The sequence below is a fragment of the Pseudomonas sp. PvP089 genome, assembly GCF_017875165.1.
Taxonomy (GTDB): Bacteria; Pseudomonadota; Gammaproteobacteria; order Pseudomonadales; family Pseudomonadaceae; genus Aquipseudomonas; species Aquipseudomonas fortuita.
Genome location: NZ_JAGGME010000002.1, coordinates 92,557 through 112,962 on the forward strand (window position 1 = coordinate 92,557; position 20,406 = coordinate 112,962).

20 protein-coding genes are annotated in these 20,406 nt (G+C 57.6%); 13 read left to right on the forward strand and 7 right to left on the reverse strand.

The genetic code is table 11. The features are described from left to right. The first annotated feature begins 13 nt into the window (after positions 1-13). The gene (locus J3A71_RS30260) at positions 14-1,489 is read left to right on the forward strand and encodes a DNA cytosine methyltransferase (RefSeq protein WP_004577579.1); all 1,476 of its coding nucleotides are present in this window, start codon (positions 14-16) and stop codon (positions 1,487-1,489) included. 1,077 nt (positions 1,490-2,566) lie between these two features. Here the strand turns inward: J3A71_RS30260 and J3A71_RS30265 are convergent. The 3 genes from J3A71_RS30265 to J3A71_RS30275 all read right to left on the reverse strand — a co-directional run bounded on the left by J3A71_RS30265 (position 2,567) and on the right by J3A71_RS30275 (position 4,687). Further along, positions 2,567-3,046, reverse strand: coding sequence for a hypothetical protein (locus tag J3A71_RS30265; protein ID WP_004577578.1), 480 nt, complete (start codon positions 3,044-3,046; stop codon positions 2,567-2,569). Beyond that, complete coding sequence (locus J3A71_RS30270) at positions 3,027-3,671, reverse strand: DUF6036 family nucleotidyltransferase (RefSeq protein ID WP_004577577.1); 645 nt, start codon at positions 3,669-3,671, stop codon at positions 3,027-3,029. The genes J3A71_RS30265 and J3A71_RS30270 overlap by 20 nt, the downstream gene beginning before the upstream one ends. A 134-nt stretch (positions 3,672-3,805) precedes the next feature. After that, entirely contained in the window at positions 3,806-4,687 is an 882-nt protein-coding gene (locus J3A71_RS30275) for a DNA-binding protein (protein WP_004577576.1), read from the reverse strand. A 181-nt stretch (positions 4,688-4,868) separates the two neighbouring features. On the opposite strand from J3A71_RS30275, the gene J3A71_RS30280 reads away from it, so the two are divergent. After that, positions 4,869-5,828: a site-specific integrase gene (locus J3A71_RS30280; protein ID WP_004577575.1), complete on the forward strand. Its 960-nt coding sequence runs from the start codon at positions 4,869-4,871 to the stop codon at positions 5,826-5,828. Positions 5,829-5,856: 28 nt separating this feature from the next. Here the strand turns inward: J3A71_RS30280 and J3A71_RS30285 are convergent, their stop codons facing one another. Further along, on the reverse strand, positions 5,857-6,144 hold the full coding sequence (locus J3A71_RS30285; protein ID WP_016487034.1) for a hypothetical protein: 288 nt from the start codon (positions 6,142-6,144) through the stop codon (positions 5,857-5,859). Between the two features lie 315 nt (positions 6,145-6,459). Between J3A71_RS30285 and J3A71_RS30290 the strand changes: the two genes are divergently transcribed. Further along, complete coding sequence (locus J3A71_RS30290) at positions 6,460-7,074, forward strand: DUF6088 family protein (RefSeq protein WP_004374692.1); 615 nt, start codon at positions 6,460-6,462, stop codon at positions 7,072-7,074. A gap of 36 nt (positions 7,075-7,110) precedes the next feature. Here J3A71_RS30290 and J3A71_RS30295 read toward each other — a convergent pair whose 3' ends face one another. Both J3A71_RS30295 and J3A71_RS30300 read right to left on the reverse strand, forming a co-directional pair. After that, positions 7,111-8,487, reverse strand: a complete 1,377-nt coding sequence (locus J3A71_RS30295; RefSeq protein WP_016487036.1) for a heavy metal sensor histidine kinase — start codon at positions 8,485-8,487, stop codon at positions 7,111-7,113. A gap of 2 nt (positions 8,488-8,489) precedes the next feature. Then, entirely contained in the window at positions 8,490-9,167 is a 678-nt protein-coding gene (locus J3A71_RS30300) for a heavy metal response regulator transcription factor (protein ID WP_004577572.1), read from the reverse strand. Between the two features lie 207 nt (positions 9,168-9,374). Here J3A71_RS30300 and J3A71_RS30305 point away from each other — a divergent pair, with 207 nt between their 5' ends. The 10 genes from J3A71_RS30305 to istB all read left to right on the forward strand — a co-directional run bounded on the left by J3A71_RS30305 (position 9,375) and on the right by istB (position 19,949). Further along, on the forward strand, positions 9,375-9,734 hold the full coding sequence (locus J3A71_RS30305; RefSeq protein ID WP_016487037.1) for a co-regulatory protein PtrA N-terminal domain-containing protein: 360 nt from the start codon (positions 9,375-9,377) through the stop codon (positions 9,732-9,734). A 167-nt stretch (positions 9,735-9,901) separates the two neighbouring features. Then, on the forward strand, positions 9,902-10,459 hold the full coding sequence (locus J3A71_RS30310; protein ID WP_004577570.1) for a plastocyanin/azurin family copper-binding protein: 558 nt from the start codon (positions 9,902-9,904) through the stop codon (positions 10,457-10,459). Between the two features lie 147 nt (positions 10,460-10,606). Next, a complete protein-coding gene (locus J3A71_RS30315; protein ID WP_004577569.1) occupies positions 10,607-11,140 on the forward strand; it encodes a cupredoxin family protein in 534 nt (177 codons plus the stop codon). Positions 11,141-11,219: 79 nt separating this feature from the next. Then, positions 11,220-11,468, forward strand: a complete 249-nt coding sequence (locus J3A71_RS30320) for a DUF2933 domain-containing protein (RefSeq protein ID WP_003246761.1) — start codon at positions 11,220-11,222, stop codon at positions 11,466-11,468. 5 nt (positions 11,469-11,473) lie between these two features. Then, on the forward strand, positions 11,474-13,834 hold the full coding sequence (locus J3A71_RS30325; RefSeq protein WP_023662984.1) for a heavy metal translocating P-type ATPase: 2,361 nt from the start codon (positions 11,474-11,476) through the stop codon (positions 13,832-13,834). Between the two features lie 173 nt (positions 13,835-14,007). Continuing rightward, positions 14,008-15,735 carry an ATP-binding protein gene (locus J3A71_RS30330; protein WP_004577567.1) on the forward strand — a complete coding sequence of 576 codons (1,728 nt, stop codon included), beginning with the start codon at positions 14,008-14,010 and terminating at the stop codon, positions 15,733-15,735. Next, on the forward strand, positions 15,725-17,152 hold the full coding sequence (locus J3A71_RS30335; RefSeq protein ID WP_004577566.1) for a UvrD-helicase domain-containing protein: 1,428 nt from the start codon (positions 15,725-15,727) through the stop codon (positions 17,150-17,152). Before J3A71_RS30330 ends, J3A71_RS30335 begins: the two co-directional genes overlap by 11 nt. 98 nt (positions 17,153-17,250) lie before the next feature. Further along, positions 17,251-17,451, forward strand: a complete 201-nt coding sequence (locus tag J3A71_RS30340; protein WP_003139539.1) for a heavy-metal-associated domain-containing protein — start codon at positions 17,251-17,253, stop codon at positions 17,449-17,451. Positions 17,452-17,661: 210 nt separating this feature from the next. After that, positions 17,662-19,176 (forward strand): IS21-like element ISPpu7 family transposase, encoded by a 1,515-nt coding sequence (gene istA / locus J3A71_RS30345; RefSeq protein WP_019437638.1) that lies wholly within the window; start codon positions 17,662-17,664, stop codon positions 19,174-19,176. A 17-nt stretch (positions 19,177-19,193) separates the two neighbouring features. Beyond that, entirely contained in the window at positions 19,194-19,949 is a 756-nt protein-coding gene (istB, locus tag J3A71_RS30350; RefSeq protein WP_019437637.1) for an IS21-like element ISPpu7 family helper ATPase IstB, read from the forward strand. 123 nt (positions 19,950-20,072) lie between these two features. Here istB and J3A71_RS30355 read toward each other — a convergent pair whose 3' ends face one another. Then, entirely contained in the window at positions 20,073-20,387 is a 315-nt protein-coding gene (locus J3A71_RS30355) for a hypothetical protein (RefSeq protein WP_003139538.1), read from the reverse strand. Positions 20,388-20,406: the final 19 nt, after the last annotated feature.

Consider the following 20,406-nt stretch of genomic DNA (forward strand, 5'->3'; position numbering starts at 1 on the left):
TTGGAGCACCACAATGACCACCATCATCAACGCAAAAATCGGCGAATCGAAGGGTGTTTCACGTGTCTTTATGGAAGGCCGTCACCTCCTGACAGCCGGTATTCAGATTGGCAAGAAGTACTCGATTAAGTCAGACAAGATTGCACGACGTCTCGAACTAATTGAGGTTCCAACTGGCTTTTCCGGGAAGTGCATCAGCGTATCTAAGCGTGAGCGTAATGGGGTTGTACATCCAGTAATCGACTTGCGCTCTGAGCAAATCCGTGAAGTCTTTGAAGATGACCATAAGGTCCGAGTTGCGATTCGTCGTGGCCGGATTGTGATTACTGCTTTGCAGATTCAGACAAAGATCCGCGAGCGCCTCAAGCGCATGAAGGAAAAGTTGGAGCGAGGACAAAAGCTTGCTGTATGCAGCCTCTTCCACGGCGGCGGGGTCCTAGACGCCGCAGTGCACTCTGGCCTAATGCAATCCGGTGTAGGCTCATTCGTTCAGGTCGGTGTTGAGTTGGAGAGCGAGTATCTCGACTGCTCAATGCGAAACAATAATGAGATTTGGACAGAAGAGTCGATTGCTATAAACTCAGACGTACGAGACGTGTACCTCAGTGAACATACCCCGCAATGTGAGCTTTTGACAGGGGGAATACCTTGTGTTGGGGCATCACGTAGCGGAAAGGTGAAGAATAAGCTCGATTTTGCAGAGGATCATGCTGATGCAGGTGCGCTTTTCGTGGATTATCTCAACTGGCTCCGTCATGTCAACCCCTGTGTTGCGCTGATTGAAAATGTTGGGGAGTACGCAAATACAGCTTCCATGGCAGCTATCCGAAGCGTGTTTATTCACCTCGGATACAAAGTGCATGAAGCTGTTCTTGATGGATGGGACTACGGGACGCTGGAGCACCGGAAACGCCTGGTTGTGGTGGCAATAACGCATGGTTTAGGGGACTCTTTCTCGTTTGAAAATCTGAAGGTGAACAAGGTCAGAGAGACATGCATCAATGCGATACTCGATGATATACCTCTCGACGATGAATCTTGGAAATCCTATGAATACTTAGCAACTAAGGAGAAAAGAGACAAGTCTGAAGGCAAGGGATTCTCCAGGCAGTTGCTAACTGGAAATGAATCAGGTTGTGGCACGTTAGGGACGGGCTACAAAAAAGGAAGAAGTACCGAACCGTTCATATTGCATCCTGAAAAAACAGGCCTCAGCAGGCTCTTCACTAAAGCCGAACACGAAAGGCTCAAAGGGATTCCTGCAGGTTTAACTGATGGAGTTTCTGAAACTATTGGTCATGAAATTTGCGGCCAGAGTGTCTGCTTTCCAAAGTTTGTTTCTGTGGGTGAGGAGATAGGGCGGGCGCTCATGGCATCCCGCAATAATGTGGTTAACTTTCCGATTCGTTCTGCCCATCCTGAGATGGATGAGGTGACGGGCTCAGAGTCTGATAAATTCCAAACTGGCACATTGGCCTTGTTGATCTGACGGGTGGTCTTCCGTCCGAACGCTGCACCTGCCCGGTTCGCTTATGCGAATCGGGTTTTCTTTTGGCTGGCGAAATTGTTTCTCTCGCTTGAAGGTTCTCTCCCTATTTGCTATATGTAGGTCATTAGATACTTTCTCATGAGAGGGGCGAGCACATGAAAGCAACGACTTTCACTTCGGAATTCCTGAGTGCTGCCAAACAGGCGCCTCGGATTTACTTTGCGCCTGTGATTGGCGCCTACAAAGCCATCAAGGCAGAAATTGCGAAGGCTTCAGGCAGCAAAGGCGCTCCCAGCGCCAAGCACTAAGGCTTACAGAAACCCGCCGATCGAGCGGGTTTTTTTGTGCCTGGAATTTACTGGTTTCTGTGAAGCATCCCCATGGAGCAAGTCAACTTTCAGGGGGCCATCATGCTTCTCGCAATCAACGATCCAGCTGTGCAATCCGCTTTGATAAATGCTTTCGCTGCTGTAACCAGCACTGTCCTGGCTGCGGCGTCAGCTGCAGGGGTCATGCCGAGATAAAGGAAAATTAGGACATACGCGCTGCAACTGATTGTATTTAAATATTTTTCTAGCGTCGCTGAGCTGCTCAGGGTGGGCTTTATAGGCTTTTATAGTCAATTATAGAAACGGCTCTGAACGCCTGATTGAGGTTATGCCGAGGCAAGGGGGAAATTCACTCATTTGTCCTGTAACTCATTGTTATTAATGAGTTTATTTCGACAAGAGGGCGTGCCGAGATAAGGCAAAAATTAGGGCATTCGCTCTGTAACTTGCCGCACTTAAACGAACAGATTGGAAATCCTGCTCAAGCGAAGGCGCGCTTAGCGTAATGGCTTCAGCCAGATACCGCTGAGGATCAGTTCGGCCTGCTGCGAATTAAGTAGGCCGATCTGGAGTTGGCAAAGGTACTGGGGTGTCGGTATCAAGGCTCTGAGCCCAAGTCTCGACCAATGCGTGATCGATCACCAAACCCTCGCTCACGTCGGCCAATGCCTCGCGTGTTAGATCAGCGAGTCGTTGGTCGTGATTTATTGAATTGGCCATTCCCCGTCCATTTTGCCGTGCTCTGCTGCTAGCTGACGGGCGTTGGCTCTGAATAGCCCGTCTTCACGCCCTGGGTGGCCGCGTAATGGCGGGTTTGGAAAGCCAGGACATCCTGCATCTGCTTGCTGACGTCCTCTTCAAGCCCCCATTCATAGGCCAGCTTGTCGAGTTGGTAGCGAGAGACAAGCTGGGTCGCACGCGGTGAGCGCTCTGCTGGTTTCAGGTTTGACCAACTGCTGACAAAGCCTTTTAGGCGCGCGGCTTTGTCCGTTGATACACAGGGAAAGCGACGCAGCAGGTCGACGAGATAGAGGGCACGCAGCTTCTGTTCAGGCTGGCGCAGCTTGCCTGCCACTTCACGCTGCAGTACTGGCACGAGGTCGCGCTCTTCGTACCACAACTGCTTGGCGAGCTCCACAAGAGCATCGGACGCAACTTGGCTAAGACGCTGCTGGGTGACAGTCTCCAGAAGCGTGCCAAAGCTTTGTTTACGATCCAGACGTGGCATCTCGCCCATCCTCCAGGTACTTCGCTGTGACCAGTTTCAGGCAGCCTAGCATTGCACTTCGGTTGCCCACGGCATAATCGATTGCCTCTGTTGCTAGTGTAACAAACTGGCCGACATCGACACGGCCACATTCGATGAGCTGTTCGATATCAGATTGATCGTTTTCCGTAAAGCGGCCGAGCTTGGAGATGGCCAGATCCACGCCGGCGGCAACGAAGATATGTAGCGGCTGCTCACCCTCGAAACCCTCCATGGGGATGGCGCGCTCGCGGTAATCCTCGTGCAGTGGCCCGAGGGCATTGGTGTAGTTCTGGTCCAGGTACACCTGCAAGTCGCGGCCGTCGCCGTCCTCATATCCCTCTGGCGGTGTGTAGACGGCCATGATCTCGTCCTTACGCAGCACACGGGCCGCCTCGATCTCCGCATCGATGTCCGCACTACCACGCGCATGGGTGAGCAGGTGCACCGCGCAGCCGCCGAAGACGAAGACCTTGAGTGAGCCTGGCGGATTGCCATCCAGTAGCGGCAAGGCCCGGGCGAACAGATTACCAATGGCCTGGCCCAGCGGCGTAGTCAGCCGGACAGGTTCCGCAGCCCCCTCATCGGCAGTCTCAAGTAGTGTCATCTCCACCTCCGCTCAGTGCATAGGCTCAGTGTGCCGGTTCATGTGCTACGTGCGCCATCGCTGTTCACAAGCGGCACCCCGAGTAGCTTTAGCTGTGTAGTGGCTTCGACCAAGCGCTCCTGCAGGCCCTGCGTCTACTGCACCTGAAGCGCGGATGCTTCGCTCAGCCGGGACACCTCCTCCTGCAATGTGCGACAACGCTGTTCAAGGGCTTCATTCGAGCGTTCGGAGCCGGCCAGCGTGCTCTGCAGAGCCTCCAGGGCCTGAGTTTTCTGCGCCACTAGCTGTTGCTGTGCATGTCGCTCTTTTTGCAACTGCCGCGCCTCGGTGAGCAAGCGTGCATTGTCGCGGTTCAGTTGCGTCAGTTCGTCCTGCTTGATTATCAAGGTCTGCTGCAGTTGCCGCAGTTCTAGTTGCAATTGTTGTATCTGCGACTCGTGTCGGCGTTGTTCCTGCTCACGCTGTTCCTTGCTGGCCTGCCGGTAGTGCTCCAGGGTGTCGCGCGCATGTCGGTGTTTTTCCTCCAGCGAGTGGATCTGTGCGTCGCGATCCTTGTGCCGCTCCTCCAGGTCGCGATTAGCCTGCTGTAGGCGGGCGTTCTCGATCTCGGCCTGCTGCAACTCGTGATGAGTGGTCTGAAGTCGTTCCGCGTCGAGCGCGGTCTGGCCTTCCAGTTGTTGGATGCGGTTTTCGGCCTGTCGAAACCGATGCTGGTAATCGAGCCGTTCGCGGGCCAGTTGTTCGCGCTCCTGGGCCACGGCGGCCTGCGCCTCCTCCTCTAGCTGATCTGCCAGTTGGCTGACCAGATTGGCCAACTGTTCGCTGAGCGGGATCAAGGCCGCATCCCGGCCGCGCTCGGCGTCTTCAAGCTCTTTCAGGTAGCGGTGAATGGTGGTCTTTGAACCGGTATTGCCCAGCTCGATGCGCACCGCATCAATACTGGGGTGGATATCGCGGGCGAGTAGAGAATTCCGGGCTTTCTGCACGATTGCTTTGTTGATGCCACCGCGGGCCATAAGTGGAACTCCTGACGATTTCGTTCTGTGGTATGTACTATGTAAATACATAGCATATTATCAAGAACTTCGTTTTTTTCCGCTCGTATTCTAGAATTGGATAATCATGAATTATCCAAGGTGATGCGGTGTTTTTGTCGTTTGGCAGTCGCTCACCGGTACACCAAGGGGATGCGCTCAGATGAGCCAGGAGATCGAGCGGTACCTGCAGGCCGGCACTCGTGCCAACACCCGGCGGAGCTATCAGCAGGCGCTTGAGCACTTCGAGGTGACGTGGGGTGGCTTTCTGCCGGCGACTAGCGATACAGTCGTGCGCTATCTGGTCGATCACGCCGCCACCCTGTCCAGCAATACCTTGAAGTTGCGCCTCGCGGCGTTGGCGCAGTGGCATGTCAGCCAAGGCTTCCCGGATCCGACCAAGACTCCGCTGGTCCGCCAGATCCTCAAGGGCATTCGTACTTTGCACCCACGCCAAGAGAAGCAGGCCGAACCTTTGCAGCTGCGCCAGTTCGAACAGTGCGTGTTGTGGCTGGAACAAGCTTTGGAGCAGGCCCGCGCGGAAGACGACTTGCCACGGCTACTGCGCTGTTGCCGCGATCGCGCTCTGATACTGATCGGCTTCTGGCGGGCCTTTCGCAGTGATGAGCTATGTCGCCTACAGGTCGAGCACATCCAGGTGCGGACCGGGGAGGGCATGCAACTGTTCCTGCCCTGGAGCAAAGGTGATCGGGACAACCAAGGCCAGACCTTCAACGCGCCGGCGCTGGCCAGGCTGTGCCCAGTACAAGCCTACGTCGACTGGATCAGTCTTGCGGGTATCGCACGCGGGCCGGTATTCCGTGGAATTGATCGCTGGGGGCACTTAGGTGAGCAGGGCTTGCACCCAAATAGCGTTGTCCCACTCATGCGCGCCGTACTGCAGGCAGCAGGGCTGCCTTCGGAGCTGTACAGTAGCCACTCGCTGCGCCGCGGGTTTGCCACCTGGGCCACCCGCAGCGGCTGGGATATCAAAGCGCTGATGCAGTACGTAGGCTGGAGCGATGGGCAATCCGCATTGCGCTATGTCGAGAGCACAGGAGTGTTCCCTGGGCAACTGAGTGCGCTACAACACATCTCAAACTGGCCCGAGGGACTGCCATAAGACCGCCTTCCGCGGCCCCGATCTGCACCTAGCTGCGCACTGGGAACACCAGCTCGTCATGTGCGGTGCAAATGAGTCGATGATCCAGCACATGGAAAATTGCAGGGTTCTTGGCATCCTGGGCACCCACAAAGAAGAGGTAACTGCGGGATGCCTGCTTGTCTTTTTTGGCTTTTATGTTCTCTTGCCGGGCTATTTCCAGCTCATTTTTCAGTCGCCCGCGGGCAGCTGCTGACCACTCGCTCCAAAGGACGACCACCTGGTAAGGCGTTAGTTTTTTCTCTTCCCATTCGCCCGCGTTGAGTGAAATGGTCAAGTGTTCATGCTACAAAGACGCGCTGAGGGAACGCTGGTCGAGGCAGTCCAGGTTGTACTGCCTGCGAGGCTGAATGGATCCAATGACTGGACGATGGAGAAGCTGACCGAGCTGATAAGGGTCTATGACCGGGACGAACGAGTCTTGGGCTACGACTTCCAAACGGCATCAGGCCAGACCTACTCGCACAGAGATTGCCTGTACTCACAGGACGGAGCCAAGCACCAGGTCTATTGTTCGATGATGTGTCCCGCATGAGATGGTCGCCACCTCTGGTGGTTCTTGGCAGGGCCACTCACGAGGTTTGACAGGACAATGAAGGCTCTTCCCGAGAAAATCCTGGACATCATTCAACAGCTTCCAGAAGGTGAGGTTCTGACACCTAGCAGATTCCTGCATCATGGTTCTCGCCATGCTGTGCAGCGAGGACTCTCTCGCCTGGTCGAAGGTGGAAAGCTGTTTCGCGTTGCTCGGGGCATTTATGTTGCCGCAGTCGAAACTCGGTTCGGCGTGCGCCCGCCGGCACCGGAGAAGGTTGTCCACTCGCTGGCTAATGCGCTGGGTGAAGTGCTGGTCGACCACGGGGCTCGTGCCGCGAATAAATTAGGGCTGAGCACACAGGTTCCAGTTCGCTATGTCTTTCTAACCGACGGACGCTCTAGGGAGCTTCAGGTAGGCAAGACCACCGTGTCGATTCGGTATGCGCCTCGATGGTTGATGGCTCTAGGCGCTACTGGAGCGGGGGAAGCCATTCGAGCATTGGATTGGATTGGCGAGGCAAGCGTGGGGTATGCCGTTTTCAAACTTCATAAACTACTACCCGAGAGCGAATGGGGTGATCTGGTGTCAGCTCACCGCTCGTTACCTATCTGGATGGCGAATGCAATCTGCGCTCAGTCGAGTTGCACCCACCCTGTCAAGTTGGGCTAGCGGTTTAGCTGTAGCCTACTTACCGCCAGATCGGCATCATCTGGAATGGGGCAATTCGATGTGAAAGCCCGTGAGGCCGGCGGCTGAGGTGCACCAGATGCGGCCTTTGTGAGCCTCAATGATGGATCGGGTGATGGCAAGTCCGAGCCCGGCGTTGCTCGGGCTTCCCTCCCGCCGAGCGGGGTCGACCCGGTAAAAGCGGTCGAAGAGCTTCTCTAAATGCTCTGAGCTAATTGTGTCCCCTGGGTTCTCGATGCTGAAGGTTGTGGAGTCCGCTGTCTCGCGGATCAAAACCGAAATTGTATGTCCCACCGGCGTGTAGCGCAGTGCATTGGACAGCAAGTTGGAAAGTGCACGATCAAGCATCAGCCGATCTCCCAGCACTTGGCCTGTGCCTGTGAGCGATAGTTCAATGCCATGTTCTTCGGCCAGAAGGTGGTAGTAGTCAAACAGCTTGAAGACTACGTCAGCCAGTTCGATCCTGGCCTGCTCGGGGATGATCAGGCCATTATCAGCCTTGGCCAAGAAAAGCATGTCATCAATCATCCGAGACATGCGCTTCAAGTCCTCCAGGTTGGAGTAGAGATTCTCTTCATAGGCATTGATATCGCGTTTCTTGCTCAGCACGACCTCGGTGTGGGTCATCAGGTTGCTAACGGGCGTGCGTAGCTCGTGGGCAATGTCGGCCGAAAAATTGGAGAGCCTAACGAAGGCATCCTCTAGCCGAGCCAACATCGCATTGAAGGATAGAACCAGTTGCTGAAGTTCCCGCGGCACTGGTTCGAGAGGGATTCGTTCCTGTAACGAGCGAGCGGACATCCCGGAGGCCACATGAGTGACTTGCCGCAGAGGCCTAAGGCCGCTGCGAGCAACCACCCAGCCGAGCGCGGCACTGAACAGGGCACTGATGACCAATCCAATCCAGAACCATCGTTGCAGCGTGTCGAAAAAGTGTGTGTGATTGGTGACGTCAAGAATCAGCAAAGCTGTGAGCGGCTCAGCCTGATCGGCTACCGAGATTTGCGCCGTCATGCCGCGGTACATGTGTTGGCCGTTCTGCCACTCCCACATGCTCTGCTCATTTTCACGTCTGAAACGCTCTGGTACTTCGACTGCTCTGGGGTCGGAGAACAGTACAGAACCGTCACTGGCCAGGATAGTGGCCGCCAGATCCTGATGGGCTCCCAGCAAGGCTCGCAACTGCGGTAATTCTTCCGAAAGGCTCGCTTCACCGCGAGCATTGTTGAGGATATGTTTGGCGGATTCGAGTTTCTCCACCAGGGCCTGCCGATCCAGCATCTTGAAGTGGTGCTGGCTGAGCATATTGAAACTCAGCCCTGCTACCGTCAGGACTGCAATTACCGCGGACATGAACATCAGGCTCATGCGTGCTGTCAGCGAAAGGTGCTTCATATTCACTCCGGCGCATCCATCATGTATCCCATGCCGCGGGCGGTATGAATCAGCTTGAGATCGAAATCGTCATCGATTTTTGCGCGTAGCCGGCGTACCGCAACCTCAATGACATTGGTGTCGCTGTCGAAATTCATGTCCCAAACCTGAGAGGCAATCAGCGACTTCGGGAGCACCTCGCCGCGCCGGCGCAGTAGCAGTTCCAGCAGTGAAAACTCCTTCGCGGTCAGGTCAATTCTTTTCCCGCCACGGATCGCACGCCGCTTCATCAGATCGACTTCCAGATCGGCAATTTTCATCGTTGTTTGCGTGGGTGAGCCATTGCCTCTACGCAGCAGCGTTCTGACCCTGGCCAGAAGTTCTGAAAAAGCAAATGGCTTGATTAGGTAGTCGTCCGCACCTAGCTCCAACCCTTTAACGCGGTCCTCCACACCATCGCGTGCCGTCAAGAACAATACGGGAACGTCTTTTCCTGCGGCGCGCACCATGCGCAGCACTTCCCACCCGTCCAGCCCAGGCATCATCACATCCAGGATCAGGAGGTCATAGGACTCACTCAGCGCGTGCTGTAGAGCATCTGTACCGGTCATAACCCGATCGACATTGAAGCCCGCTTCACTCAGGCCTTGCTGCAGGTATGCACCGGTTTTGGGTTCATCTTCAGCTACCAGTAGTTTCATGCGAGCAGACTCCAAAAATCGGGTGGCCTGAGTTTGCAGGCAAACCGCGGCCCCAACCAGAAGCTTACGAAAATGTAATTCTGACTTCAGGTCTCTGACAGGGTGGCTTGTCTAGGGTGCTAGCATGAGCATTAGGTTGTGCTCTCGGCCCTCGACAGACCAAAAGCAGAGGTGCCGGCCATAGTTTGCACTGATGGAGACTGCCCTATGAAATCGCTGAAACCTTTGCTTCTGGTTGGTTCGCTACTGCTGTCTTCTATGGCTTGGGCCGAAGGGGGCAGCGACCGTGTATTCGAGCGCATCCAGCAGATGCGCGACAAAGCAGAAGCCGTGCTGATCCAGGCGGAGAAGGCCCCGGTCGGCGAGCGGCATGTGCACATGAAGGAGCATATGAACATGCTCGAAGAGATCATGAGCCAGCTGCACAACGAACATCCCGCGCCAGACATGTCAGCCGAAGAGCATCTAGCCTGGATGGAAAAGCATGACAAGCTGGTAGACGACGTGCTGGGTCAAATGATTCGAGAGCACAAGCTGATGATGGCCGACAAGGAATGCCATCAGTAAAGATTTCCCCCATCTTCCAGGCCTTTCGTGATTGCTCCTTTGGCCTAGCGGCGCCTTTATGGCGCCGTGCTTTTTCCCAGCTGACGCAATTGTAGTTTTGGGGTCAGCGGCCTGGCAGCAAGCGGGGAATAGCATGAGATTTCCAGCATCCATCGCGAGGTCTCACCATGAAACGCATACCCCTTAAGCTGCTGATCAGCACTCTGTTCATCAGCACCACTTTTCCGGCATTTGCCGAGGCCGGCGGCAGTAGCAATGGCATTGGGCAGCAGGCCCAGGCGACGCCAGCGACTCGTACCATCTTGGTAAAGATGGACGACATCAACTACAGCCAGAAAACGATCGATGTGAAGCCAGGTGAAACCGTGCGCTTCGTTCTGAAGAACGAGGGCGCGTTGATGCACGAGTTCAACATCGGGCAGGCAGCGTCCCAGCTGGAGCACCAGCGCAAGATGGCGTCCTTGTTCAAGGACGGCACACTGACCCCGACCGGCATGGCCGAGCGCATTGTCTGGCATGAGCGTTATGGCACGGGAGACTCCAACCCTCCAGGCTATCCGAAAGTCATCAAAGCCAAGCATGACGACCCGAACGCGGTTCTCGTCGAGCCCGGCACAACCAAAGAGTTCGTGTGGACCTTCCCTAAGGCGGGCAGTTTGAGCTTCGCCTGTACATTGCCTGGGCATTACCAGGCGGGGATGGTCGGTGAGTTTGCTCTGCGTTAGTCCGGCACCGGTGCTACCCGTTGGCCGCGAGCTGGGTAGCACCGATTTGACGAACCTTACTGCGATGTAGTTTTCACGTCAGCGTACCGCCAGCTGCACCTCATTAGCATCGGGACTCATCCCTCCTCAACACCTCAGAGGCACACCATGAAACTCAGACCCGCTTTCATAATCACCACCCTTGGCTTGCTGCTCAGTGCTGCCAATGCGCTGGCCAGCCCGGGCCACAAGAAAGACAGTATTGGGCAACCGGGAGACGGTCAGGCAGTAGATCGCACCATCGAAGTCCGGATGGGGGACATCTTCTTCGAACCCAAAGCAATGGAGATCAAAGCAGGCGAGACAGTTCGCTTCGTCCTGAAAAATGACGGTGCACTGCTACACGAATTCAATCTTGGCAAAGCGGCATCCCATGCCGCGCACCAGAAAGAGATGGCCGCGATGTTTCAGAACGGCACGCTGTCCCCTACAGGTGTGCATGACATGAGCAATATGGGCCATGCCATGGGCGGCATGAAGATGGTCGGTATGGAACACGATGACCCCAACAGTGTTCTTGTCGGACCTGGAGCAAGCGAAGAGTTGATCTGGACCTTCTCCGCCGCCACCGAACTGGAGTTCGCCTGCAATATTCCAGGACATTATCAGTCGGGAATGGTCGGTAAGGTGACCGTACGCTGACGTTTATTGATACTCGCCAACTCCGTCCAGTCTGAGACACCTATACTGATCCGGCCGCCATTGAAACGAGGCTATTGTCGTGGACCATACCCATCACACCAGTACCACTGAGCCGCCTTTTTGGAAGAGCAAGATTGGCATTGCGCTGATCATGCTGGCCGTAATCGGCATCTTCTATGTAGCGCGTGAGCATTACGGTCATCTTTCGCAGGCCCTGCCGTACCTCATCCTGCTGCTATGCCCGCTGATGCATCTGTTTGGCCACAATCACGGCGGGCACTCCCACTCCAGCAGCACCGCTGTTTCCAAGGACGAAGAAAGGACATAGATCGCATGCAAAAGACCTCCTGCCATCATGACCAGGATCATTCACATAACTCGCACGCCCACTCCGAGAGCCAGCGCGACCCGGTGTGTGGCATGGAGGTGAAATCTGATAGCCCATACCGCGAGAGCGTTGAAGGGAAGACCTATCGCTTCTGCAGTGCCAAATGCCTGCAGAAGTTTCAAATTGATCCCCACTCGTACATGGGCCACTCGTCTCATGAAGCACATCAGCATACGAGTCACCCTACGATATCGGCACCAGAAGGAGCCGCATATACCTGTCCGATGCATCCAGAGATTCGCCAACCGACCCCTGGCAACTGCCCGATCTGTGGCATGACGCTGGAGCCTGTCATCCCGGAGCTGGAAGAGGAGGAAAACCCGGAGCTGAAGGACTTCTCTCGGCGATTCTGGTGGACCCTACCGCTGACCGTCATCGTGACCGTGCTGGCGATGGCTGGCCATTCCTTGCAACTGTTTCATGGCACGACCCAGAACTGGGTCGAGCTGGCTCTGGCGACGCCCGTGACGCTATGGGGTGGCTGGGTGTTCTTCGCCCGCGGCATTGACTCCATCCGGCACCGCAGCCCCAACATGTGGACGCTGATCGGATTGGGAACTGCAGCTGCCTACCTCTACAGCGTGGCCGCTACCTTGGTTCCGCAGTCGTTTCCGGCGGCCTTTGTCCAGGACGGACGTATCGGCGTCTATTTTGAAGCAGCCGCGGTGATTATCTCACTCACGCTGTTGGGCCAAATGCTCGAACTAAAGGCCCGCTCGCAGACGTCCGCAGCTATCAAATCGCTGCTGGGACTGGCACCAAAGACAGCGCGGCGCATCATGCCCGATGGAGTAGAAGAGGACATTCCTCTAACCCATGTCCATCAGGGCGATCATCTGCGTGTCCGGCCAGGCGAGAAGGTTCCTGTAGATGGCACTGTGCTGGAGGGTGAGAGCGCAGTCGACGAATCGATGCTTACTGGAGAACCGTTACCCGTGACCAAACGGGCAGGGGATGCCCTTATCGGTGCCACCCTAAACACCCACGGCAGCCTAGTTATGGAGGCGCAGAAAGTCGGTGCCGAAACCATGCTGTCGCAGATCGTGCTGATGGTGGCCAAGGCCCAGCGCTCTAAGGCACCCATGCAGCGTATGGCCGATGCCGTTGCGGGGTATTTCGTGGTCGGGGTGATCCTGATCGCGATTCTGACCTTCTTCGGCTGGGGGCTGTTCGGGCCGGAATCTGGCTGGGTATTTGGCCTGATCAATGCGGTGGCGGTGCTGATCATTGCGTGTCCCTGCGCCCTGGGTCTGGCAACCCCGATGTCCGTCATGGTTGCGACTGGCAAGGCCGCTAGCAGCGGTGTGTTGTTCCGCGATGCCAGCGCCATCGAAAATCTATGCAAGATCGACACGCTCATCGTCGACAAGACCGGAACCCTGACTGAGGGGTGCCCCGTATTCCATAGTGCGGAAGGGACAGGCGGTTACGACTCCAATGAAGTGCTGCGCCTGGCTGCCAGTCTCGACCAGGGTAGTGAGCACCCGCTGGCTCATGCCATCGTCGATCATGCGCGGGGTCAAGGCATTGCACTGGTCAAGCCGGACACTTTCGAGTCGGGCTCGGGTATTGGCGTGCGCGGTCAGGTCGATGGCCATCAGCTGCAGCTCGGCAACACCGCACTGATGGACGAGGCGGGCGTCGATATTACCCCGCTGCGCAATCGCGCCGAGCAACTGCGTCTGGAAGGCATCAGCATCATCTATTTGGCCGTTGATGGTCGCCTGGCGGGACTCCTGGCCGTTTCCGATCCGATCAAGCCTACTTCTCAACAGGCTGTCTCCAAGCTTCAAAGCGAAGACGTAAAGGTCATCATGGCCACTGGTGATGGCCTCACCACAGCAAGAGCCGTGGCGAAGCAGCTCGGAATCGAGGAAGTGCATGGTGAGGTCAAACCGCAGGATAAGGAGAAACTGGTCGCCGATTTGCAGGGCTATGGCCGTCGTGTCGCCATGGCGGGTGACGGCATCAACGATGCGCCCGCCCTGGCCAGGTCTGACGTAGGTATCGCCATGGGCACCGGTACCGATGTGGCGATGAACAGCGCCCAAGTGACGCTGGTCAAGGGAGATCTGATGGGCATCCTGCGAGCGCGCACCCTGTCAGTGGCAACCGTGAAAAACATGAGGCAGAACCTCGCCTTTGCGTTCCTCTACAACGCGATGGGAATCCCGCTAGCAGCGGGGCTGCTGTACCCGCTGACGGGGCATCTTCTGTCGCCCTTGATTGCTGCGCTGGCGATGAGTGTCAGCTCGGCGTCGGTGGTCTTCAATGCTCTGAGGTTGAAATCAACGGACATCGGATAGGCTTCCATACCACCGACCAGGTGATTATTCAGAAGCGCATCTGACCGGAAAATGCCGTACGGTAGTTTCCGGTCCGACCTATCTGTCGCAACACATAGTGACGAGGTGACGTTCGATGGACTGTTGCCGCTGCGGGTAGGAGACTGGTCGTCGTTAACCCATGAGGACTCTCGGTGGCCCGCATTCGCAGACTGATTATCAGCAACTTCCGATCTATCCAGGCGCTCGACTGGGTGCCGGCCCCAGGAATTAACTGCCTCATAGGTCCTGGCGATAGTGGAAAGTCCAGCATTCTAGATGCGATTGACCTTTGCGTCGGTGCCCGCCGGGGCGGCACGTTCGGCGACATGGACTTCTTCGCTCTGAACGTCGAAACACCCATCACCATCAGTGTGACGCTTGGCGATTTGCAGGTATCGCTGATGGATATCGATGTTTACGGCGAGTTCTTGCGTGGATTCAATCCAGGAACGGGAGAAGTCGAAGACGAACCGCGAGCGGGGCTGGAGACCGTTATCACCTTGCTTCTGCAAGTTGGTGCCGATTTGGAACCTACCTGGACACTTTTTTCTGAGCGTGCGGAGCAGCAGCAACTCGAACGCACTCTTCCCTGGAAGGAACGAGCGGCACTAGCACCCGCCCGTATCGGCAGCTTTGCGAGTTCGAACTTGTCGTGGAGTCGTGGCTCAGTGCTCAATCGACTTACTGACGAGCGTGCAGAGCTAGGTGCCGAACTTGCGCGCGCCGCGAGGCAAGCAAGAGCGAACTTTGGCAATCAAGCCGTCGGACATCTAACTCAGACGCTTGAGGTGGTGCAACGCACGGCTCAGCATCTTGGGGTTTCGGTTGGAGCGATGCCACAAGCACTCCTTGACGCACATTCTGTGTCGATTGGCGAGGGTGCGATCGCGCTGCACAGCGACACAGGCATTCCCCTTCGCTCCCTTGGCACGGGCTCGTCGCGATTGCTAGTGGCAGGGTTGCAAAGAGCTGCAGCTAGCGCCGCGCCAATTGCTCTTGTCGATGAGGTGGAATATGGGCTTGAACCTCATCGGCTCATGCGATTCCTGGACTCCCTGGGCGCAAAGGACGCTGCCGCTCCGCTGCAGGTCTTCATGACGACTCACTCACCGGTCGCGCTGCGCGAATTGTCCGGCAGCCAGTTATTCGTTGTTCGGTCTGGGCCTCAACGCCACAGCGTTATGGCGGCAGGGGAGGCCAACGAAGTACAAAGTACCCTTCGGAAGGACCCAGAGGCATTCCTCGCCAAATCCATTATCGTTTGCGAGGGTGCCAGCGAGGTTGGCTTCGCGCGTGGCCTTGACCAATGGTGGGGCAGCCTTGGCGCTACCTCATTCCTGGCTCATGGTGGCGCTTATGTGGACGCCGGCGGGGGAAGTCCCGATAACAGTCTTATCCGCGGAACGGCACTTCAGAACCTAGGCTATCGCGTGATGGTTTTTGTAGACGCCGACAAACCTTCGACCGCAGGGCTACCTGAAGCATTCTTGGCCGCAGGCGGACAAATTCTGACATGGCGACCAGGTCTCACTCTGGAGGACGAGATCTTCCGCCATCTCAGTGACCAAGCACTCGATGCACTTCTGGCGAAAGCCGAAACAATAGTGGGTGCAGAGCTGATGAATGCGCACATCCAGACGAAGTCCCAAGGACGTATGACACTACATGACATCAAAGCTGAAAGACTTATTCAGGGCTACTTGCCCGCGACGCGAGAGCTTTTGGGAGCTGCATCTCGTATCCGCAACAGCGGGTGGTTCAAGTCGTTGACAACCTATCAGGAGGTTGCAAGGGACATCGTCGGCCCGTCTCTACAGAACGCCGACCAGGGCTTCATGGCAGTCACGAATCAGCTCTGGACGTTTACAAGTGCCCCTTGAGATCGATCTTTTCGCTATCGAGCGTGGCTCCATAACAGCCCCCGCAGGTTGTGGAAAAACGCAATTGATTGCCGAGACGCTCATCGCGCATAGGCAGAGCAAACCCATACTCGTACTAACGCACACGAACGCAGGCGTTGCGGCCTTACGGGCACGCCTGAGACGAGCCGGCGTTCCTAACTCCGCATATCGAGTCTCCACCATTGATGGATTCTCGATGCGCCTCATCGCTAAGTTCCCAGCGCGAAGCGGCCATAACCCACAGATCTTACAGCTCCACCAGCCCAACACCGACTACCCTGCAATTCGGCACGCCGCCATGCTGTTACTGCAGGCAGGCCACCTTGCTCAGCCTCTCCGTGCCACTTACGCGCGCTTGCTTGTCGACGAATACCAGGACTGCAACGTCGTCCAGCACGCCATCGTGTCAGGTTTGGCCCGGGTGCTACCGACCTGCGTGCTCGGTGACCCAATGCAAGCCATCTTCGACTTTCGTGGCAATCGACTGGTGCATTGGGCGAATGAGGTGCAGCCCCTGTTCCCCGCGGCAGGAGAGCTGAGGATACCCTGGCGCTGGCGGCTGGCCGGAGCTGAGAACCTTGGGCAGTGGCTACTCGCCATACGGCAGCAACTTCAAGTTGGCCAGCCGGTGGATCTGCGCACGGCTCCGGCAGAAGTGCGCTGGGTGCAGCTCAACGCCGGGACCGAAGTCCAGCAGCGGCTGGTGGCCGCTAGAACCGAGTCACCCAACGCTCGGGGCAGCGTCCTCATCATCGGGGACTCCATCAACGTGCAAGGTCGCCATCAGCTCACGAGCCAGACACCCGGCGCCATGGCCGTCGAAGCCGTCGACCTAAGGGACCTCGTCAACTTCGCCAGGAACTTTAACCTGCAGGGTGCCAATGCTCTGGCACAACTTGCGGAATTTGCTTCAAGCGTGATGACGGGGGTAGGTGCAGCAAACCTGCGAACGCGTGTGGAGTCTCTGCGCACAGGACGTGCCCGAACGCCACCGACCCCAGCCGAGGCCGAGGCCGTCGCATTCGTCGGGGAGCCAACACCGCAGCGAGCACTCCTTGTGCTCAACGCCCTCGCCGAACAGCCGGGGGCACGGGTGTACCGACCGGAAGTTCTGCACTGCTGCCGGTCCGCTATGCAAGCTGTGGCGGGAGGTACAGCCGACTTTCTGAGTGCAGCCATTCAAGCGCGAGAACGCAATCGACACCTTGCCCGCCCCATCGCAAGACGCTCGGTAGGCAGCACATTACTTCTCAAGGGGCTCGAGGCGGATGTCTCGGTTGTTCTGCATCCTGAACTTATGACCGCTCAGAATCTGTATGTCGCCCTTACGAGGGGCGCAAGGCACGTAGTGGTGTGTTCATCGAACCCCATCCTGATGCCTGTGAACAACGGCTGAGCCTTACTGTTGCGTTTGCGCACTTGACCTTGCCATCGTGTCAAGGTCGATGCTGTCTGTGCGGTAACTTGAGCCGCGGACGAAATGAGGTGAGAGAGATGTTCAGCCTGAATGTTTCGGGTATGGGTTGTGGCAGTTGTGTCAGCAAAATCACGAAGGCCATCCAGACGCTGGATCAGGACGCACGCGTAGAGGTGGATCGGGCAGCCGGCAAGGTCACTGTAGAGAGCACAGAAAGTGCCGAATCGATCCGCGAGCTGATCCAGGAGCTTGGTTATGCGGCCCAGGTCAGCGCTTGAGCGCTGGTGCGGATTCCACGCTGACTCGGACACCCATTCCACGCGCATCCGGACAGTGATTCCACGCTGATCCGGACACTCATTCCACGAGCATCCGGACACCGACTCCACGGTCATCCGGACACTTTTCTGGCAGGCAGCCACGCAGGATTTATTCACTACCATCGATCTCTTTTTCGAAGCAGAGAGGTCGTTGTGGAGCGTTTATCCATGCGTAAAATCCGAGAGGTGTTACGCCTCAAGTTCGACTGCGGCCTGTCCGTGCGCAAGATCGCCCGCAGCCTGGGCATTGGCCACAGCAGTGCCGGTGATTACCTCTGCCGTTTTGCCGCCAGCGGCCTCACCTGGCCCTGTTCGTTGTCCGATGCCGAGTTGGAGCAGCAACTGTTCCCGCCGGCCCCGGCGGTTGCCAGTGAGAAGCGGCCTTTACCCGATTGGGCATGGGTGCATGCCGAACTGCGCCGCCCCGGGGTGACCCTGGCGCTGCTCTGGCAGGAGTACCGCCTGAGCCAGCCTCAGGGCTTTCAGTACAGCTGGTTCTGTGAGCACTACCGAGCCTGGCAGGGCAAGTTGGACGTGGTGATGCGTCAGGAGCACCGCGTCGGCGAGAAGCTGTTCGTCGACTATGCCGGCCAGACGGTGCCGGTTATCGATCGCCACAGCGGCGAGATCCGCCAGGCGCAGGTGTTCGTCGCGGTGCTCGGCGCGTCCAGCTACACCTTCGCCGAAGCCACCTGGTCGCAGCAGCTGCCGGACTGGCTAGGCTCCCATGCCCGCTGCTTCGCCTTCCTCGGCGGCGTGCCGGAGATCGTGGTGCCGGACAACCTGCGCAGCGCGGTGAGCAAGAGTCACCGCTACGAGCCGGACATCAACCCGAGCTACCGCGATCTGGCCGAGCACTATGGCGTGGCGGTGGTGCCGGCGCGGGCACGCAAACCGCGCGACAAGGCCAAGGCCGAAGTCGGCGTGCAGGTGGTCGAGCGTTGGATCCTCGCCGCACTGAGGAATCGGCAGTTCTTCTCCCTGGATGAACTCAACACGGCCATCGCCGGGCTGCTGGAGCGGCTCAACCAACGCCCGTTCAAGAAGCTGCCGGGCTCCCGGCAGTCGGCCTTCGACAGCCTGGATCGTCCGGCGCTGCGCCCCCTGCCGGAGCAACCCTACGTCTACGCCGAGTGGAAGAAGGCGCGGGTGCACATCGACTACCACGTCGAGGTCGATGGGCATTACTACTCGGTGCCGTATCAACTGGTGAAGAAGCAGCTGGAGGTGCGCCTGACGGCGCGCACCGTCGAGTTTTTCCACGCCAACCAGCGAGTGGCCAGCCACCTGCGCTCAATGCACAAGGGCAGGCACAGCACGCAGGCCGAGCACATGCCCAAGAGCCATCGCGAGCATGCCGAGTGGACGCCGCAACGGCTGATCCGCTGGGCCGAGCAGACCGGGCCGAACACCGCCGGCGTGATCCGGCACATCCTCGAACGGCGCATCCATCCGCAGCAGGGCTACCGGGCCTGCCTGGGCATCCTGCGCCTGGGTAAAACCCACGGTGAGGCGCGTCTGGAGTTGGCCTGCCGTCGCGCCATCAGCCTCGGCACGTGCAGCTACAAGAGCCTCGAATCGATCCTGCGCCAGGGGCTGGAAAACCTGCCGCTAGCTCAAACCAACCTGCCGCTACTACCGGACGACCACGCCAACCTGCGCGGATCCGCCTACTACCACTGACCCCAAGGAATCCCACCATGCTGCCCCATCCGACCCTGGACAAGCTGCAAACCCTGCGCCTGCACGGCATGCTCAAGGCGCTGAATGAACAACTGAAAACCCCGGACATCGACAGCCTGAGCTTCGAAGAACGCCTCGGCCTGCTGGTCGACCGCGAGCTGACCGAACGCGATGACAAGCGCCTGAGCAGCCGCCTGCGCCAGGCCCGGCTCAAGCACAACGCCTGCCTCGAAGACATCGACTACCGCAGCCCGCGCGGACTGGATAAGGCGCTGATCCTGCAACTGAGCAGTGGTCAGTGGCTGCGCGACGGCCTCAACCTGATCATCGGCGGCCCCACCGGTGTCGGTAAAACCTGGCTGGCCTGCGCCCTGGCCCACCAGGCCTGCCGGGAGGGCTACAGCGTGCGCTACCTGCGCCTGCCACGTTTGCTGGAAGAACTGGGTCTGGCCCATGGCGACGGCCGCTTCGCCAAGCTGATGAGCAGCTACGCCAAGACCGACCTGCTGATCCTCGACGACTGGGGCCTGGCCCCGTTCACCGGCGAGCAACGGCGCGACATGCTGGAGCTACTGGACGACCGTTACGGCCAGCGCTCGACCATCGTCACCAGCCAGATGCCGGTGGACAACTGGCACGAACTGATCGGCGATCCGACCCTGGCCGATGCCATCCTCGACCGCCTGGTGCACAACGCTTATCGGATCAATCTGAAGGGTGAATCAATGCGCAAACGGACGCAGAAATTGACGACGCCAGCCAACCCGGACTAACAATGCCACCCCTGCGTCGCTGCGCTCCGACTGCCTGTCCGAATGAGCGTGGAACAGGTGTCCGGATCAGCGTGGGCTGAGTGTCCGAATGGCGTGGAATCCGCACGCTGGCCTGCCGACCGACTAAATCTCCAGTTCTGAGAGCTCTTTCAGCCCGTGAATACTGGTGACCTCGTTAGTAATACCTTCATCCCCATCTCGGCCGCGAAGCCAGTTTGAGTGATCGCCTGGCTCGCGCATTTCCAGCGTGTCATAGGAGTAGCGCTTTCGCTTGAACAGGCTTTTCAATGCGGCGAACTCGTGGCTTTTCTCGTCTTCTATTCCGACGACTTTTCCTACAAGCGCCTCCCAATGACCGACGCCGTCGGCCAGCATCGCCTGGTAAGTCTCTGGGTCCAGCAAGGCTTGCTGTTTGAAATGAATGATGCGGTGTGTCATAGACGCGCTCGGGAGTGGC